Origin of the sequence: Paenibacillus sp. FSL H7-0716, from assembly GCF_038002705.1 — a bacterium.
GTDB classification, from domain to species: Bacteria; Bacillota; Bacilli; order Paenibacillales; family Paenibacillaceae; genus Paenibacillus_AQ; species Paenibacillus_AQ odorifer.
Genome location: NZ_JBBODA010000009.1, coordinates 187,087 through 204,611 on the forward strand (window position 1 = coordinate 187,087; position 17,525 = coordinate 204,611).

Consider the following 17,525-nt stretch of genomic DNA (forward strand, 5'->3'; position numbering starts at 1 on the left):
GAGTAAAGGTAGACAGTAATTAATATGCAGAAGATATCCCAAATAGGGTAACCCAGCATCCATGAACTAGATGCCGGGTTACCCTATTTTAGTAAGCTGGATTGAATTGTTGTTCCTTTTTATAATCGTTTGGAGGGAGACCTACCTCTTGTTTGAAAAGCTTGGAGAAATAGGAGTAGTTGCTATAGCCGACTTTGTTCGCGACGGTATATACAGACATATTTGTGGTTTCCAATAGATGTTTTGCAGCCGCGATTCGAACGTGGATGACGTAGCTTCCTAATGAAACCCCAGTTTCTCGTTTGAATATCCTTGCCAGGTAATCAGGATTGAGATAAACAATTTCAGCCAAATCATTTCGGGTCAGGTCATCGCCGTAATGTGAATGAATGTATTGTTTGATTTCTTCTGCAACGGACTTAGGTTGGGCAGCAAAGTCACGATATTTCATGGCTGTAGTGACAAGGTATTTAAGATATTCTTCCATATCCTCGATTGAATCCAAAGAGTGCATAGATAATTTATCATTAGTTTTGCCAGAGTATAATTTGTGCGATCGTATCCCTTTCAGGTTGAGAAATGAATAGACTAGCTGAACTACATCTAAACGGAACAAGCTAAGGACAGAGGTCTCAAGTGTTCTATTGTTAAGCATGACCTTTAAATATTGTGTAACTTCTTCAAGAAAAGCAGTGAATTTATTCTGGTTCAGCAGCTCTTCCAAATAGGCAAGATCCGGTGGTGCATAGCCCGGTTTATTTTGCTGCAGATAAGCCTCCACCAAAAAGGTCTGATTTCTACATCTCGTAATTTCTTCATCCATAGTCAGGGATTGTTTTAGAACATTCCCTACATTACTCAGTTTATCGTATAAACCAATATTGCAGCAGACGTCACATTTTAAATAGGGATTCGCCTTTTGAATAAAAGAAGAACATAATGCTTCAAGCAGTTGCGTGTCTGGTGCCTGGTTCCATTTTAAAATGGCGATCCAGTTATAATCTTTGTATTCCAGAATGCTTTCGATGGTAAAACAAGGGTGCTGAAACAATTCGTACAATACATTTAGCAGGGCAAAATCAAACAGATCCTTTTCTTCTTTTCCCATGCTGCCATTGTAAGGGAATAAGTTAAAGATCAAAGGCTGTAGAGTATCGCTCATTTGATAGGAAAGGTTTTGTTCTTCAATGGCATGTGTGATGTCTGCCAGCTTAATCGGAAATGATGTGCTGCCACTAACTAGCTTTCGCCAAAAATGCTCAAGAATCTTCGCCTGATTTTTTTGCCAAAAGTAACCGCCCTGAATGGCTTTTTCGTTTTTTTGCTGCTCTTTTGCTTGGGTGACCGCCTTTTGGATGATCAACATCAGCTTGTCAAATTCAATGGGCTTAAGGAAATATTCAAAGCTCTGCAATTCGATTGCTTTCTGCGCATAGTTGAAATCTGCATAATTGGTAAGAAGAATAGTCTGAATACTATAATTTCCCTCGCGAATCCATGCTAGTAATTCCAGTCCGCTGCCCTGCGGCATTTCAATATCTGAAATCAGAATTTGAACAGAATGCTTTTCTATTATTTCACGTGCTTGAGCGACATTATTAGCCGTATAAACAGTATCAATGTGGAGTGATTCCCAATCTATTTTCTTTTGCAATGCGGCAATAACATAAAAGTCATCATCAACAAGCAGTACATTCATAGTTTGCTCTCCATTCATTTAGATTTATTAGGAAGCTTCGGAAGATATAAGATTACACTAGCGCCGCCGCCCTCCAAATTGGAGAAGGTGATGGTTGCTCTTTTTAAATATAGATACTCTAGTCTTTTAAGCGTATTCATAATGCCGATTTGCGTACCTTTACTTTGATCCAAGGGCTCTCCAAGATTAAGTTTATCTAACACCTGAGATGGAAAACCGGGACCGGTATCGGTGAGCTGGATAACGAGCATTTCTTCTTCCTGCTCCATCTGTAATCGTTGTACTGTAAGTCTGATCTCGGCTTCATGTTCGCGTGAAATCGCATATTTAATTGAATTTTCGATAAAGGTTTGCAGCACTAACGGTGGAATTTCCACACTGCCTGCCTGATCCTCTTGTTCGATGTAATAAATAAATGCGTCCTGATAACGTTGCTTTTGAATCTCCAAGTAGGTTCGGACATGCTCGATTTCATCCTCCAACCGGACAAAATTCTCTCCATTCTGAAAAATGTAACGGAAATACTTAGAGGTAGACAACGTCATATTTTCAATTTCTTTATACATATGAATTTGCGCCATGCTATAGATGCTAGTCAGACAGTTTAAGAAAAAGTGTGGTTTGATCTGTAGCTTCATATAGTCCAGCTGTATTCTTTGTTTCTCCAGTTCCTGCTCGTACATAGCGATTTTAAAGGTTTTGATTTGTTCAACCAAGCCTTTAAACTGAGTGTTTGCCTGTTCCAGCTCTATAATCTCACTGCTTTTGAAATCTGCGGGTTGCCCAGACTCATTAATGAAAGCAAGGTTATCGGAGAAGCTTTGAATCGGACCTAACACTCTTTTTTTGAAAAAGAGCAGAACAATGCATAACGTGGAGGTCACAATGAAGAACAATAACATAATAAGCAGCTGGGCAATCATGATTTTTTCGAATATGCCATATTTAATGACCATTTTGGTGCTGAAGGTGGTGTCTGAGAATGCGCTGTTGATTGTTGTACGCGATTGCAAAAGATTAGTGAATCCCCCATTTTCCGTTATTAACGTTCCGCTATTGGAGATCGGACTGGTTAAAGGCTGTTCATTCTCATCTACTAGAGAAACATAACCATTGGCGCCAAGATTAATTTGGCGTAGCGGCCGGATCAGATTATCTGCGGAGATCAGTCCAATTAAATAGCGATTGTAATAGGGCACGATATTAATTACATAATAATGGTTGTTCACAAGAATAGGCGTCCATTTGGAATAAAACTTCTCATACATCTCCTTATCATCAATATAAGAAATAATCTTCTTTTTCAGCTCCCTGTAATCCGTATAGGTTACGCTGATCGGCGCGCAATTCAAAAAATAGGTCTCATTTTTCAAATAGTAGAAGAAGTTATACTCATGCCCGTAGTTTTTTTGCAGCTCGGTAAAGCGTTTGAACAGATTATCATTTGCCTTTAAGAACTCGATACTGTTGACCCCGTAAGTATTCATCGTTAGTAAGCTCTCATCGTTCCCAAGCGTCCAGCCCATATAGTGATTAATGTAGGCAAAATCATGATTAATACGATTGATGTAAAGCGCCGCAGTATCCTGCAAGTTTCGAGTGGACTGCTGCTTAACGATGGAAATGGAAGCGATGCTGATTCCTAAATCCAGAATAAGGACTGTGAATGAAACCAACATCATGACTTTTATATAATGGCGAATGGGGTAGGTTTTGTGTTTCGCTGTTTTTTTGATCATAAAGTCATTATAAAACCTCTGCGTGAAAAAAACATAAGAACTCGCTATCGATTTCCCTCAAAGTCCGGATAGCACATACAGAAGTCGGGATACTGTTATTAAATCTCCCCAAGCAGAGCATTTAGCTTTTGCATTTTTTGTAAGCGAATTCAAAGGTCTGGATAACCGTCTTAATGTGTCCGGAATACGAAAAAATAAGAAGTTATTATAAAGCTATTCAGATGCATTTTGATAAATTGAAATGGGGGATTAAGAGATGAGTCAACACAGTAAGAAAAAAACTGCAAAGAAATGGACTGTGGGTCTGCTGGCGGCTGCGATGGTATTTGGAATTGCTGGCTGCGGCGGTAACAACGGGAATAATGCAGCGACAAATGAAACAAGCAGCTATAACAAAGAAGGTCTGCCGATTGTGAATGAGCCTGTGACACTTAAAGTGCTGACTGTCCGTTGGGGGAGTATGGGGGACACCTTTACGCAAAACCAATGGCTGAAGGATCTGGAGAAAAATACGAATGTCAAAATCGATTGGCAAGTAATGTCCTCCAATGACTGGGGTGAGCAGAAATCGATTATGCTGGCAAGTGGCACGCTTCCGGATATCGTCTTGGGAGATCAAACCTTTGGGGATGCCGATATCGTAAATAATCTGAGCTTTTTCCGGCCGCTTGATGATTATATCGAGCAAAATATGCCTAATCTCAAAGCAGCTATGGAAGAAACCCCAGAAATGAAAAAAATCAGCACGTTTCCTGACGGGAAAATCTACTCCCTGCCAACAAGACTTCCTGCACGTCCAAAAAGCTCACGTCAGCCTGTGATTAACAAGACCTGGCTGGACAAATTGGGCTTGAAGGTGCCTGAAACGATTGATGAGCTTTATAACGTGCTCAAAGCTTTTAAAGAACAAGATCCGAACGGGAATGGAAAACAAGATGAGATTCCTTTTATTGAAATTGGTAATGACTTGATCAGTCCTTTCGGAATTGCCGATTTGAATAACAATAATATGATCATCAAGGACGAAAAAGCGGTATATTTCCCTGTTTCGGAGGAGTTCAAAGAAGGTCTCAAATGGGAAAATAAATTGTATGCGGAAGGCTTGCTAGATAAAGAGGTATTCACTCAGGACGATACGATGAGATCGGCTAAGTTCCAGAATCCGGATGCTCCAATTGTAGGCTTTACGTACCAGTGGACTCCAGACGCCGTGTTTGGAAAATGGAGCGATCAATATGTGACGATTCCACCGATTGCCGGACCAGATGGTAAACGTTATACGATCGGGAATCCGATTGGGATGAATCTTAACCGTAATGAGCTGCTGATCACCACATCCTGCAAATATCCTGAGGTTGCTGCACGTTGGGCAGATCAGTTCTACACTGACGAAGCGAGCATTCAGAATTTCTGGGGCGCGATTGGAACGGTTATTAAGAAAAACGATGATAGCACTTATACATTGATGGATCCACCAGCTGGAACCAGCGCAGATGCTTGGTATTGGGATCAATCCCTACGTGATTTTGGACCGAAATATGTAAGCCCATCCTTCGAGTCGAAAATCGTCCTGAACCCTGAAAGTGGAGATGGACTGAAGCTGCAGCTGGATAAGCTGGGCAGTGAATATGTAACCACACCTTTCCCTAACGTAATGTACACTTCTGAGGAGTTCGAGGAGCTGCCAACCTTGACTACGGATATCGACAGCTATGTGAATACTATGCGGGCGCAATTTATTAGCAAAGGTGGAATTGACGAGGGCTGGGATGCTTATGTGAGTAAGCTTAATAAAATGGGACTTGAAAAGTTAGTTAAGATTCGCACGGATGCTTACAGCCGTTATATGAACGTGAAATAACCTATTCGTCTTTCGAAAAAGGTGCTGCCCTACAGGATAGCTGTGGGGTAGCATTCTCTATTTTAAATAAGGAGGGGATGTCATGAAATCTGGTCCACTTCATTTCGGGCGGAAATTCGGACAAATCAAACAAAATTGGGGTCTCTATCTATTGCTTTTTCCTGCTGTAGTTCTGACGTTATTATTCGCGTACAAGCCAATGTACGGGGTGCTGATTGCCTTCAAGGACTATAGCCCGGCGTTGGGAATTGGAGGCAGCCCATGGGCTGGATTCAAATACTTCGAGAAATTCTTTCATTCCTATCAATTTTCATCAACGATTAAAAATACATTGATCATCAGTGTGTACAGTCTGATTACCTTTCCGATTCCAATTATACTGGCGCTGATGGTTAACCAGATGAGACCTAACCGGTTCAGACGTTTTTTCCAGACGGTGTCCTATATGCCGCACTTTATCTCCACGGTAGTAATGGTGGGTTTAATGATGATTTTGTTCTCACCTAGCACCGGACTGCTGGGCAATATATATAGTCTTTTTGGAAAAGAGGCTCCTGATCTGATTGGCTCCGCTGGATTATTCAGCAGTGTATATGTTTGGTCGGATGTGTGGCAGCATGTCGGCTGGGACAGCATTATCTTTATCGCTGCGCTCTCCGCAGTTGATCCTAGCTTGTACGAGGCGGCAACCGTAGACGGAGCAAGCCGGATGCATAAAATTCGTTATATCGATATTCCGATGCTGATGCCAACAGCGATAACCTTGCTGATTTTGCGGGTTGGAGGATTGCTTGGGGTTGGGTTTGAAAAAGTATACTTAATGCAAAATGACTTGAACATCACTTCAAGCGAAATTCTTTCTACTTATGTCTACAAAATTGGCCTGCTCAGCAGTCAATACAGCTTTTCCTCGGCGATCAACCTGTTTAACACCGTTATTAATTTTATTTTATTGATCATGGTCAATCAGATTTCTAAAAAACTAAGCGAAAATAGCTTGTGGTAGAAGGGAGGAGAATTGAAATGGGAGGTTTAGAGACAGTTACTAAAGGGAATGTGGGGAAAATAAAGAAGAATCGTTCCTCGGATACTATAATGGAAATAGTGATGTATGTTATATCAGCACTTTTTCTAATTATCTTGATCTATCCGCTGTATTTTATCGTCATTGCTTCGTTCAGTGATCCTTCCGCGGTGGCGGGGGGGCAGGTTTGGTTATTTCCTAAAGGGTTCACCTTCGATGGTTACAAAGAGCTGCTGCGTCATGAAAATATTTGGATTGGTTACTGGAATACCATCATGTATACGGTGGTAGGGACGGTAATCGGTTTAATTGTAAATATTTCTGCGGCCTATGCGTTGTCCAGAAAGGATCTTGTGGGACGAAAATATCTTTCCCTGTTTTTCATCTTTACGATGTTTTTTAATGGAGGGTTAATTCCGACTTTTCTAACGATCCGTGATTTCCATCTGTACGACACATTTCTGGTGATGGTACTGCCTTTCTCCGTTGGGGTGTTTAACATTATCGTTGCCCGCACCTTTTTTCAGTCGAGTATTCCGGGAGATTTATGGGAAGCTGCACAGATCGATGGATGTGGAAATCTTCGTTATTTTCTACAGATCGTTTTACCACTGTCGAAGGCGATTATTGCCGTGCTGGGTCTATGGATCGCCGTTGGTTACTGGAATTCATATTTTAATGCCTTGATCTATCTGAAAAATCCTAATATGTATCCTTTGCAGCTGATCCTGCGAAATATTCTGATCACCAATCAGATGCAGTCGGGGATGGGAACCGGTGAAGCTGCGCAAATCGCACTACGACTCGCCAATATGATGCGGTATTCTGTTATTATCGTGGCAACGGTTCCGATCATGTGTGTGTACCCCTTTGTACAAAAATACTTTAACCAAGGGGTTATGATCGGTGCAGTGAAGGAATAGTACATTCAGCTATTCTACTAACATTCGTAAGGGAGCAAGAACGTTATGAAAAAGCAACAAAAAAACAGGATATATAGAACAATCACCGTCATTCTTTTAGTGACAACGTTGCTTGCTAGCCTTACAGCTTGTAAAGGGAACAGTGGGATTAATTCTGTTGAACCTGAACCGGGTGAATTTAACAAAGAAGGATTGCCGATAGTGGAAAAGCCTGTGACGCTGAAAGTACTCACTGTCAGGTGGGTCAGCATGGGAGAGTCTTTTACCGAGAATCAATGGCTCAAGGATTTGGAGAAGAACACGAATGTCAAAATCGAGTGGCAGGTGATGTCCTCCAATGATTGGAGTGAACGGAAGTCTATTATGCTGGCCAGCGGCACACTTCCTGATATCATTTTAGGGAGTCAGACCTTCGGAGATGCGGATATCGTCAATAATTTAAGCTTATTTCGGCCGTTAGATGATTATATTGAGCACAACATGCCTAATCTCAAAGCAGCTATGGCAGAAACACCGGAAATGAAAAAAATCAGCACCTTTCCTGACGGGAAAATCTACTCGCTGCCTGCAAGATTACCCTCACGTCCTAAAAGCTCACGTCAGCCTGTGATCAATAAAACCTGGCTGGACAAATTGGGTTTGAAGGTACCGGATACGATAGACGAGCTTTATAACGTGCTAAAAGCATTCAAAGAACAAGATCCGAATGGAAACGGAAAACAGGATGAGATTCCTTTTATCGAATTAAGTAATGATCTGATCAGTCCCTTCGGTATTGCAGATTTGAATAATAACTTCATGGTGGTCAAGGACGGAAATGCGGTTTATTACCCGATTTCAAAGGAGTACAAAGAAGGGCTCAAATGGGAGAGTAAGTTGTTTAAAGATGGATTACTTGATAAAGAGGTATTCACTCAAGACGAAACGATGAGATCGGCAAAGTTTCTAAATCCGGATGCCCCAATCGTAGGCTTCTCTTATCAGTGGACTCCAGACGCTATGTTTGGCAAATGGAGTGATCAATATGTGACCATTCCGCCAATTGCTGGACCAGACGGGAAGCGCTACACCGTTGGGAACCCATATGGGATGAATCTGGAACGCAACGAGCTGTTGATCACCACATCCTGCAAGTATCCAGAAATTGCTGCACGCTGGGCGGATCAGTTCTATACCAATGAAGCCAGCATTCAGAATTTCTGGGGTGCCATTGGAACGGTGATTAAGAAAAATGACAATGGTACGTATACATTGATGGACCCTCCAACCGGCACCAGTGCGGATGCTTGGTATTGGGAACAGTCACTCCGGGATTTCGGGCCGAAATATGTAAGCCCAGCTTTTGAAAAGACCATCTTTCTAAATCCTAAAACCGGAGATGGGCTGAAGCTACAACTCGATAAGCTGGGAAGTGACTACACAACACCACCTTTCCCCAACGTAATGTACACTGCAGAAGAGTTTCAGGAGCTGCCGACCTTGACCACCGATATTGACAGTTACGTCAATACAATGCGTGCTCAATTTATAATCTCAGGTGATATTGACGAGCAGTGGGATGACTATGTGAAGCAGCTGCGGGGGATGGGCCTCGAAAAGATGGTGAAAATTCGGACAGATGCTTTCAGCCGTTATATGGGCGTTGAATAACAAGAAATGAGGTTTTTACTTGATGGGAAATACGATGAAAGAGCCAACCCCTTTGGCGGCCCAATTAAAGCTGCATTCTGAACCAAACAGTAATGCTGACGCGATTATTCAGGGGGAGTGCTATCGGTTCACTGTCTTAACTCCGGAGCTTATCCGGATGGAATATAGTGAGAAAGGTTATTTCGAAGATCGGGCGTCACAGACCGTTGTGAATCGCAATTTTCCGGTTCCAGAGTTCCGTGTAATTGATCTGGGGAATAAACTTGAGTTGATTACGGAGCGCCTGCATTTAACTTATGACAAGCAGCCTTTCTCCCGGCATGGTCTCAGTGTTCGGGTGAGAAACGAAGCGGGTCACCTAATGAGTGTCTGGAATTATGGAGATACAGTCCAAGATTTGGGAGGAACAGCACGTACACTGGATAATGCAGATGGTGCAATTCCGCTGGAGCACGGACTACTTTCACGTAGGGGGTATACGTTAGTTGATGATAGCACCTCCCTAGTACTGGAAGAGGATGGACGGGTAGAGCTACGGGCGTTGGCTGGCCTCGATGTTTATTTTTTTGGATACGGTCATGATTATTTGCACTGCTTGAAGGATTTCTATCACCTTTGCGGTCGTACGCCCCTATTGCCACGTTATGCCCTTGGCAACTGGTGGAGCCGTTATTACCGATATTCAGAAGAAGAATACAAAGCGTTAATGGAGCGGTTTGAACTCGAGCGAATTCCGTTTTCCGTCGCTGTTATAGATATGGATTGGCATCTCGTCGATATTGATCCGCAGTACGGCAGTGGTTGGACGGGTTATACCTGGAACCGGGAATTGTTTCCGGAGCCTCAAAGATTTTTGGCATGGCTGCATGAAAAAGGCCTTCGAGTAACGCTCAACGTACATCCAGCAGACGGTGTACGGGCCTTTGAAGATCCTTATCTGGCCATTGCTGCAGAGATGGGTATGGACCCGGAAAAAGGAGATGCTGTGGAATTTGATATCACGGATCCGAATTTTTTGCGGGCATACTTTAAGTTTCTGCATCATCCGCTAGAGAATGAAGGTGTGGACTTCTGGTGGATTGATTGGCAGCAGGGTGGAGTGACTAAAGTACCGGGACTAGATCCGCTCTGGATGCTGAACCATTATCACTATCTGGATAGCGGCCGGCGAGGCAACCGGCAGATTACTTTCTCCCGTTATGCAGGTCTTGGCAGCCATCGTTATCCTGTGGGCTTCTCTGGAGATACCATTGTCACTTGGGAGTCGCTGGATTTCCAGCCTTACTTCACAGCCAACGCCGCTAACGTGGGATATGGTTGGTGGAGCCATGATATCGGGGGCCATATGAATGGTTATTTAGACGATGAGTTAGCAATGCGCTGGGTGCAATTCGGTGTGTTTTCGCCTATTCTGCGGTTACATAGTTCTGCTAGTGCCTTTAACAGCAAGGAGCCATGGCGATTCAATAAGATTGCGGAGGATGTGATGAAGGATTGCCTGCGCTTGCGGCATAGTTTACTTCCCTATCTGTACACCATGAATCGCTACGCCAGCCGCGAAAGTCTTCCGCTAATCCGACCGATGTATTATCATCATGCGTTGTCGAATGAAGCCTATGAAGTGCCCAATGAATATTATTTTGGAACGGAACTTATTGCCTGTCCGATTACACAGCCGGTCAATCCAAAGGTAGGCGTTGCCGAATTTAAGGCTTGGTTACCTGAAGGGGTTTGGATAGATTTTTTTAACGGAAGAGTGTACGACGGTGGCAGAAAGCTTTCTCTTTATCGCAATCTTGAGAATATCCCTGTATTAGCTAAAGCGGGTGCTATCGTGCCTATGGCAGATCTGACGCAATATACCTCTTCAGTGGATAATCCGGGGCATATGGAGGTCCGTGTATTTGCGGGAGGAAGGGGTCATTTTCATCTCTGGGAGGATGAGGGCGATACTGCGGAGGATCAGGACGATCAATGGTGTGATACAGAAATGATCCTGGAAATGGGGGATAGAGCCAGCTTCAAGATTCTCTCTGCTCAGGGAAATACAAAGGTTGTGCCTGAGCGGCGATCATGGAAGCTGTCCTTTGTCGGTTTTGCTGATACGAAGGTACAGGTATTCGCTGGCGGCACAGAAATCGAAGCAAACATGGACTATGATGAGGCTACACATACGCTTACGATCATGATTTCGGATCAAGCGGTAGAGCATTCCTTGGAGGTAACGTTCACAGATGCCCGGATTGCGGTGAATTCGGTAGATGATGAGGTGTTCAGCCTTCTGAACCGTGCGCAAATTCTTTTCCAATTGAAAGAGCAAATTTACCATGTAGTCAAAGCAGCAGTAACGCCGATGGCGGCCCTGGCTTCTCTTGCCTCGTTGGATCTTGAACATACACTGTATGGAGCGTTATGTGAAATACTATCGGCAAGACTTTAAGCACTATTTCATTTAATTTAATAAAAAGGAGGTTCTCTCTGTGCGCTGGCATAAAGAGAACCTCTTTTTTATTAGGAATGAACCGCTGCTACTTAATTAGCAGTGTTTGAATGGCATGAGCCGGAATCATGTTCTCAGCCAGTTCGTCATGGAAGCGCAGGGTGAATGGAAGCTCTTGCTCTGTGCGGTTCATAACGATAACAGCAATAGTGCCATCAGGGTTGCGGAAAGCTGTTGTTTCAAGCTTATCTGTATATTTGGAGAAACCAATGCGTTTAGCACCCGGACGAATATATTTACTGAAGTGCCCGATGTAATAGAATGAGCTCTCAAAAGTAATTTCATCGTTTTTGGTATCTCCGATAATTGGAGCGTCGCAGTAATTTCCTACATGATTAGGTCCACCTTGCTCATCCAAGACAATGTTCCAGTCTGTCCAGCTCGACATCCAGTTGTTCAGATTGCCGATGATATCATGTCCGTAACGTTCACCAGTGTTCCATGAGCCGAGATGAACGCCACCTTCTTGGCAGCCTTCGCTGAAGAACAGCTTTTTATCAGGGAAACGGTCATGTACAGCAGAGAGGGCTTCGAAGTGATCACCGGAATACCAGTGGAAGCAGATTCCCCATATGTATTTGGACGCTGCTTGATCTTCAAAAGCAACCTTAGCACGGTCATACACCCGTTCTTTGTTATGATCCCAGATCATAACTTTTACATGGCCCAAGCCCGCTTGTTCCAGAGCAGGTCCCAAGTAGTCACGCACAAAATCCTTTTCTTCTTCAGCGGTATACAGGCAGGAATCCCATCTTTGTACAGCTTTGGCTTCATTCTGAACACTGACAGCCCAGATATCAATCCCTTCTGCAGCGTACGCCTCAATATATTTAACGAACATGTTAGCCCAAGCCTCACGATATTCAGGCTTAAGAGCTCCGCCTCCGTTCATTTGGCCGTTTGTCTTCATGAACGCTGGAGGACTCCATGGGGAAGAGAACAGACGGAAATCTTCACCTACTGCTGCGGCAGCATTTTTTATGAGGGGGATAATCGATTCGTGATCTCTGGAAATATCGAATGAACGTAGCTCCGCATCGCCTTCCTCTACATAAGCATAGTTGCCTAGTGAGAAGTCGCAGCTTTGGATATGTGAGCGGCAAAGGGTGTATCCAATGCCGTGCTCAGGATGAAAATAAGCGTCGATGATTTCTTTTTGTTTAGCTGCACTAAGTTTAGCGATAGTAACGGCAGAGGACTCCGTAAGGGCTCCACCAAAGCCTTCAATTTCTTGATACTCCAGATCATCATAGATATTGATTAGCTCTGATTCGACTCCTGACGTATCGGGAAGGAAAATCAGAGGGTCCTTTTCTGTTAAACGATCCGTGGTTTCTTTAGCGGTTTGAATGACGCGAATAGTTTTACTCATAATGGTTGGTAACCTCCTACATATGAATTCTGTCTTTATTATAGAAGGAGATTCACTGCACTTTGAAGAAACTATATGGCTAAGAACCTCAACAATCTGGTCATCAACTACTATAGAAAGAGGAGCGAATGCGATGGAAACAAACAGCGTTCAAATTAGTCTGTGTGGATTTATCCGCCATACTCAGCCTTTTCGGCAACTATATCGCAGTGGGTTGGATACCTATATCATCAGGCTGCAAGCCGAAGGGGAATGTGAAGTCCTCATTGATGGAGAAATGACTACCGTAATGCCTGGGGATCTACTATTATTTAAGCCCTATGATATATATGATCTGAGAATCGGCGAAAAGAAAAGTCCTCTGGGACATAGTGTGGACTATTTTGTAATGTGTACAGGGGAATGGGTGGACCACTGGTGGAACCTGCGTGAGCGACCCAAAAAGGTTAGAATTGCGGATGATGGTAAGCTGCAAAGTATATGGCAACAGCTTGATCTGGAGAATAGAAGACTAGACGGGGGTAGCCCTGAAATACTTGAAGCACTATTTAAAGCATTATGTTTGCTGTTAGATCGGGCTATGGAAGAGGCACCTGCATCATCTTCGGCTTCGCTTCTACACGGACTTAAGATGAAGAGTTATGTGGAGGAGCATGCTACTTCAGAGATTAGACTAAAGGACGTAGCCGCTCATGCTGGAATTAGTGTGACAAGGGCTGTACATTTATTCAAGATCCAATTCGGTTATTCTATTATGCAATATGCGGGGCAAATCCGGCTTGCGATGGCACTGAGATTAATGGACAATACCAATTACACCTTAGAGCGTATAGCAGAGGAGACGGGGTTTGGAAGTTACACCTATTTTCACAGGGTGTTTCGGGAGCGTTATGGTGTCTCGCCAGGGATCTATCGAAAGAGAGAGTAGAAGGTTTATCAGTAAAAAGAAGCTGCCCCATAAATCACAGAGTAGGACTCAGGGGCAACTCCTTGATTAGACGTTAATTATAGTAAGGCCAGCCAGCAGAATCCCATTCGAGATCACTGATTAACAATTTGGGTGCGCCATTCTCGGCGACACTGTAAGCATGGCGGACGATAACGTTGGTTCCGTATATATCCTGTCCACCAGGACCCGCCCAAAAACTGTTGCCGCTATCGATGACCGTAGCCCCGCCATTTTTCATATCGGTACCGTCCTTCGCATAGAAAGGACCCAGTACGCTGGTTGAGCGTCCCACTGCAATTTTATAGGTGCTGTTTACACCTGAGCAGCATTGGCCAATGGATACGAATAGATAATAATATCCGGTATTTGGATTGTAAACCATGCTGGAGCCTTCAATCCCTCCGGATTTAGTCGCAATGCGATACGAGTTGCCCGTTGGCTTCATGGTTGTTTTGTTGATGGAGGTAATGTAAATTCCGTTGCTCCAGGAACCGAAGGTCATCCATAGGTTTCCGTTAGCATCTGCCGTAATGTTAGGATCAATGGCGTTATAATTGGAGGCGTCATTAGACGAGATAACGACACCTTGGTCCGTCCATTGTCCCCCGGAGATCGATTTAGTAGTTACTAAACCAATAGCAGACACTCTTGAGCCGAATGTGGAGATTGAATAATAGAGGTAATAGGTACCGTTATAGTAGAAAATTTCTGGGGCCCATACATCTAGCCCTTCTTGATTGGGAACGTAAGAGCTCCACCAGGAGGGTTTCGAGTTATAAATCGGAAGGGAGCGAATATAGTTTGTTCCATCGTTTGAAAACATCACTTGGAGACCTGATCCTGTGCTGAATACCCAATGTGTGTTTCCCTCTTTGATATATGAAGGGTCGTGTACGTTAGTATCTCCAGTCAGATTCCAGGTTGCTGCATGAGCTTGCGATCCTGCTGAGAAAACAGTTGTAAAAAGCATTAAAAAAGACAACAATAACAACCGATAACCTTGCCTACCTTTTTTCGCCATATTCCTTCTCCTTTTAGTTTAGATTTTTCTAAAGTGTTTCATCATTTTGCAATTGATAACGCTTACATATTATCTTGTATTATTTCTCTAGTCAATGATTCTTTTGGATCAATAAAAAAGCAAATCTCAGCCATCGGAGACTTGCTTCTTTATATTTTTATAATAAATCTGTGATCGCTTGTTCAAATAATCTAACACTATTTTCCCAAGTCCATTTGCGCGAATATCTTTCCCCCTGCTCCGCTAATTTAGTTCTTAAGTTGGGATTACGTATTAAGCGGATGACATCTTCACCGAGCCGGTTCTCATATCGATAAGAGAGCAAACAGTTTTTTTTGTGATGGGCGTATTCCATATTCCCACCCGAATATACACAGACTAACGCTGCTCCACAACGCATGGCTTCAAGTCCCGGTAAAGAACCTGTATCAAAAATACTTGAGCTAACAAAAATATCCGCGCCGTTATAGTGATAGCAGAGCTCCTCATCATTTGCTGGCGTAAAGAACCGATATTTGCCAGTAGCCTTCATTCTTTGGAGAATTTCTGAGGTGTTGAACTCGTCAGGCGGACTGATGAAGTTAATATTTACATCGGGATATTCGCTTTTTACGTAATCCAACTGTTCTATAAGGTAATCTTGCTCGCGGTGCCAGGAGAAACCTCGTTCTGTTTTTCTTAATATAGCTGTTATGTTTAAAGGCTCTTGAAGACTGTGACGGATATTCATATTTTTAAAAGAGGAGCTAATGCCAATGGGCACGATACTGCCGGTGATGCCATGATTTAAACGGATCAGCTCCTGCTGCCAACGTGATAAAACGATTAGATGCTCAGTGATGTGATAGGAGGGGAAGGAGCGTCCGTTATCCGGTAAAAAAGGTGGCTCATAACATAAAGATAATCGTACATGAACCCCTTTTCCTTGTTGGCTTGCTGCTTGGGCGATGGGGACAGTTGTATAATAATTAGAAACAATGACGTCTCCGGGAGGAAAGTCATGCTCGTGAATATTCATATGTGAGGAGCGGATTACGTTTGCGCGCACATCATAAGAAATAGCGCCATCCACAGGCAAAAGGAGATTGACCTGATGACCCAAGTCTGTCAGCCCATTGGTGAGCTCTACTAGCATACGTTGTGCTCCGCCATGAGATAAGGTCAGAATAGGGAATGTGAATCTCATTGATAATCCCGTCCCTTCCAAGTTAGAGCTATAATAGTGAAACAATATGATTCAATCGTTCTATTTCTTATTTTATTCAGCTCCTATAGAAAAGTACCATTTATCAAGCTTATAAACAAAAGGAGAAGGAAGAGGGGTCAGTATGAGTGAAATCATTATCGAATGTATGAGAAGGCTCGATCAATCCTTGGGGTATGTGGAGCAAGCTGTAAATAAGCTATCGACCGAAGCGATATGGTTTCGTCCAAAGTCAAAAATGAATGCCATTGGTAACCTATGCCTGCATATTGCGGGCAGCGAATATCAGCATCTGGTCAGCGGAATCGGCAATAAGCCAATAGAAAGAGATAGACCTAATGAATTTTTGACCAGAGGCGGTTATTCATCACAGGAATTATTGCAGTATATGCGGAAGGTCAGGGAAGAAAGTCGCTTGGTTGTGGGCAATTTGACGAAGGCTGATCTAGAACGGGAGGTCACCATTAGTTTCCCTGAGGGGGCTGGAATGGAGAATTATACTTGGAGTATTCAAAAGATTATGATCGGAGCGGCAGAGCATTATTCCTATCATACAGGTCAAATCGTATATGCCTCTAAATTGCTGCAGAAAGAGGATGATCATCTGCTCAATAACTGGAAGCATTATTTTTGAGTATAGATAAAGCTGGGGATAGATGCGCAGCTGCTGCTAACACCTATCCTCAGAAGTGGGTTTTTATTGTGTTATCGGAGCAAGCTTCTTCAGTAAAGCAACGGTATCATTAACCTCCAGATCCTTGATATCTTCTAATGACACATCGATCATTGGCTTATATTCTTGGAGTTTGCGCAGGAAAGCTTCGGTATGGAATAATCCGCTGCCTGCTTTTCCGTGGTATGCTTGTTCACCATCTTGATAGATATCTTTTAAATGCGCCAGAATGATGCGGTCGCCGAATAATCTGAAGGAATCATCGACAATTTGATCCTGCAAATGCGCAGCCGTGCCAATAAAATTACAAGGGTCCAATACAACACCTATACAGCTTGATGGGACTTCATCTAAGATGCGGCGCATCTTGTCTGGTGTAGAAAGTGTATGTGTGCAGACCCCCTCTAGTCCTATAAAAACGCCCCATTTTTCAGCTTCCTCTGCAAGTTCTTCTACAGTTGCCCTTAACGTATCCCAGCCGATAGCCTCGTAATGGACCGGATCTTGTGCTTGAAAAGTAGTCAGAGCGCCTGTCTCTGTTGCCACCATAGGTGCGCCGAATTGGCGGGCATAACGAAGATGCTCTTTAAAACGATTGATCTCAGCTCTTCGGATGACAGGATCCGGATGAACAGGGTTGATGTAACAGCCCAAAACACCGATGCGTATTCCTGCTTTGTCAAATTGTTCGCCAATATAGCTGGCAAGACCTGGACTTAGTTTACCGGTAGAAGTGTCGATGTCCTGAATGGCTTTGGATAATGCAAGCTGAACAAAATCGATATCATAATTCTGAAGGGTTGCAGTTAACGACTTGAGCGGCAGGCAGCCAAATGTGTGGGCTAGAGTTCCGTATCTGATGGGTAACCTCTCCTTTAATAGAGTAAGTATGAGTAATAACCTTCATAAT

At 43.4% G+C, this 17,525-nt stretch carries 13 protein-coding genes; 7 read left to right on the forward strand and 6 right to left on the reverse strand.

From position 1 onward, the window contains the following. Positions 1-88 precede the first annotated feature (88 nt). Together MHH60_RS14560 and MHH60_RS14565 are read right to left on the reverse strand one after the other, a co-directional pair. Entirely contained in the window at positions 89-1,699 is a 1,611-nt protein-coding gene (locus MHH60_RS14560) for a response regulator transcription factor (RefSeq protein ID WP_076138878.1), read from the reverse strand. A gap of 14 nt (positions 1,700-1,713) precedes the next feature. After that, positions 1,714-3,438 (reverse strand): sensor histidine kinase, encoded by a 1,725-nt coding sequence (locus MHH60_RS14565; protein ID WP_076138877.1) that lies wholly within the window; start codon positions 3,436-3,438, stop codon positions 1,714-1,716. A 256-nt stretch (positions 3,439-3,694) separates the two neighbouring features. On the opposite strand from MHH60_RS14565, the gene MHH60_RS14570 reads away from it, so the two are divergent. The 5 genes from MHH60_RS14570 to MHH60_RS14590 all read left to right on the forward strand — a co-directional run bounded on the left by MHH60_RS14570 (position 3,695) and on the right by MHH60_RS14590 (position 11,336). Further along, positions 3,695-5,299 (forward strand): extracellular solute-binding protein, encoded by a 1,605-nt coding sequence (locus MHH60_RS14570; RefSeq protein WP_076138876.1) that lies wholly within the window; start codon positions 3,695-3,697, stop codon positions 5,297-5,299. Between the two features lie 82 nt (positions 5,300-5,381). Further along, the gene (locus tag MHH60_RS14575; protein WP_036689753.1) at positions 5,382-6,305 is read left to right on the forward strand and encodes an ABC transporter permease; all 924 of its coding nucleotides are present in this window, start codon (positions 5,382-5,384) and stop codon (positions 6,303-6,305) included. Between the two features lie 17 nt (positions 6,306-6,322). Further along, on the forward strand, positions 6,323-7,246 hold the full coding sequence (locus MHH60_RS14580) for a carbohydrate ABC transporter permease (protein ID WP_076138875.1): 924 nt from the start codon (positions 6,323-6,325) through the stop codon (positions 7,244-7,246). Between the two features lie 45 nt (positions 7,247-7,291). Next, positions 7,292-8,896: an extracellular solute-binding protein gene (locus MHH60_RS14585; protein ID WP_076138874.1), complete on the forward strand. Its 1,605-nt coding sequence runs from the start codon at positions 7,292-7,294 to the stop codon at positions 8,894-8,896. A gap of 22 nt (positions 8,897-8,918) precedes the next feature. Then, a complete protein-coding gene (locus tag MHH60_RS14590) occupies positions 8,919-11,336 on the forward strand; it encodes a glycoside hydrolase family 31 protein (protein WP_256715258.1) in 2,418 nt (805 codons plus the stop codon). A gap of 88 nt (positions 11,337-11,424) precedes the next feature. On the opposite strand, the gene MHH60_RS14595 is transcribed toward MHH60_RS14590, so the two are convergent. Continuing rightward, positions 11,425-12,768 carry a glycoside hydrolase family 30 protein gene (locus MHH60_RS14595; protein ID WP_076138873.1) on the reverse strand — a complete coding sequence of 448 codons (1,344 nt, stop codon included), beginning with the start codon at positions 12,766-12,768 and terminating at the stop codon, positions 11,425-11,427. Positions 12,769-12,901: 133 nt separating this feature from the next. On the opposite strand from MHH60_RS14595, the gene MHH60_RS14600 reads away from it, so the two are divergent. Then, positions 12,902-13,696 carry an AraC family transcriptional regulator gene (locus tag MHH60_RS14600; RefSeq protein ID WP_076138872.1) on the forward strand — a complete coding sequence of 265 codons (795 nt, stop codon included), beginning with the start codon at positions 12,902-12,904 and terminating at the stop codon, positions 13,694-13,696. 73 nt (positions 13,697-13,769) lie between these two features. Here the strand turns inward: MHH60_RS14600 and MHH60_RS14605 are convergent, their stop codons facing one another. Beyond that, on the reverse strand, positions 13,770-14,738 hold the full coding sequence (locus MHH60_RS14605; RefSeq protein ID WP_076138871.1) for a glycoside hydrolase family 43 protein: 969 nt from the start codon (positions 14,736-14,738) through the stop codon (positions 13,770-13,772). A gap of 157 nt (positions 14,739-14,895) precedes the next feature. Then, positions 14,896-15,924, reverse strand: coding sequence for a glycosyltransferase family 4 protein (locus MHH60_RS14610; RefSeq protein ID WP_076138870.1), 1,029 nt, complete (start codon positions 15,922-15,924; stop codon positions 14,896-14,898). Between the two features lie 142 nt (positions 15,925-16,066). Between MHH60_RS14610 and MHH60_RS14615 the strand changes: the two genes are divergently transcribed. Next, a complete protein-coding gene (locus tag MHH60_RS14615) occupies positions 16,067-16,576 on the forward strand; it encodes a DinB family protein (RefSeq protein WP_076138869.1) in 510 nt (169 codons plus the stop codon). A 63-nt stretch (positions 16,577-16,639) separates the two neighbouring features. Here MHH60_RS14615 and MHH60_RS14620 read toward each other — a convergent pair whose 3' ends face one another. After that, on the reverse strand, positions 16,640-17,506 hold the full coding sequence (locus MHH60_RS14620; RefSeq protein WP_332098360.1) for a sugar phosphate isomerase/epimerase family protein: 867 nt from the start codon (positions 17,504-17,506) through the stop codon (positions 16,640-16,642). Positions 17,507-17,525: the final 19 nt, after the last annotated feature.

Excerpts from the sequence above, each read along its gene's own strand:
- MHH60_RS14570 (WP_076138876.1), top strand. The coding sequence starts at position 3,695 with ATGAGTCAACACAGTAAGAAAAAAACTGCAAAGAAATGGACTGTGGGT.
- MHH60_RS14595 (WP_076138873.1), bottom strand. The coding sequence starts at position 12,768 with ATGAGTAAAACTATTCGCGTCATTCAAACCGCTAAAGAAACCACGGAT.
- MHH60_RS14600 (WP_076138872.1), top strand. The coding sequence starts at position 12,902 with ATGGAAACAAACAGCGTTCAAATTAGTCTGTGTGGATTTATCCGCCAT.
- MHH60_RS14565 (WP_076138877.1), bottom strand. The coding sequence starts at position 3,438 with ATGATCAAAAAAACAGCGAAACACAAAACCTACCCCATTCGCCATTAT.
- MHH60_RS14560 (WP_076138878.1), bottom strand. The coding sequence starts at position 1,699 with ATGAATGTACTGCTTGTTGATGATGACTTTTATGTTATTGCCGCATTG.
- MHH60_RS14575 (WP_036689753.1), top strand. The coding sequence starts at position 5,382 with ATGAAATCTGGTCCACTTCATTTCGGGCGGAAATTCGGACAAATCAAA.
- MHH60_RS14580 (WP_076138875.1), top strand. The coding sequence starts at position 6,323 with ATGGGAGGTTTAGAGACAGTTACTAAAGGGAATGTGGGGAAAATAAAG.
- MHH60_RS14605 (WP_076138871.1), bottom strand. The coding sequence starts at position 14,738 with ATGGCGAAAAAAGGTAGGCAAGGTTATCGGTTGTTATTGTTGTCTTTT.
- MHH60_RS14610 (WP_076138870.1), bottom strand. The coding sequence starts at position 15,924 with ATGAGATTCACATTCCCTATTCTGACCTTATCTCATGGCGGAGCACAA.
- MHH60_RS14615 (WP_076138869.1), top strand. The coding sequence starts at position 16,067 with ATGAGTGAAATCATTATCGAATGTATGAGAAGGCTCGATCAATCCTTG.
- MHH60_RS14585 (WP_076138874.1), top strand. The coding sequence starts at position 7,292 with ATGAAAAAGCAACAAAAAAACAGGATATATAGAACAATCACCGTCATT.
- MHH60_RS14590 (WP_256715258.1), top strand. The coding sequence starts at position 8,919 with ATGGGAAATACGATGAAAGAGCCAACCCCTTTGGCGGCCCAATTAAAG.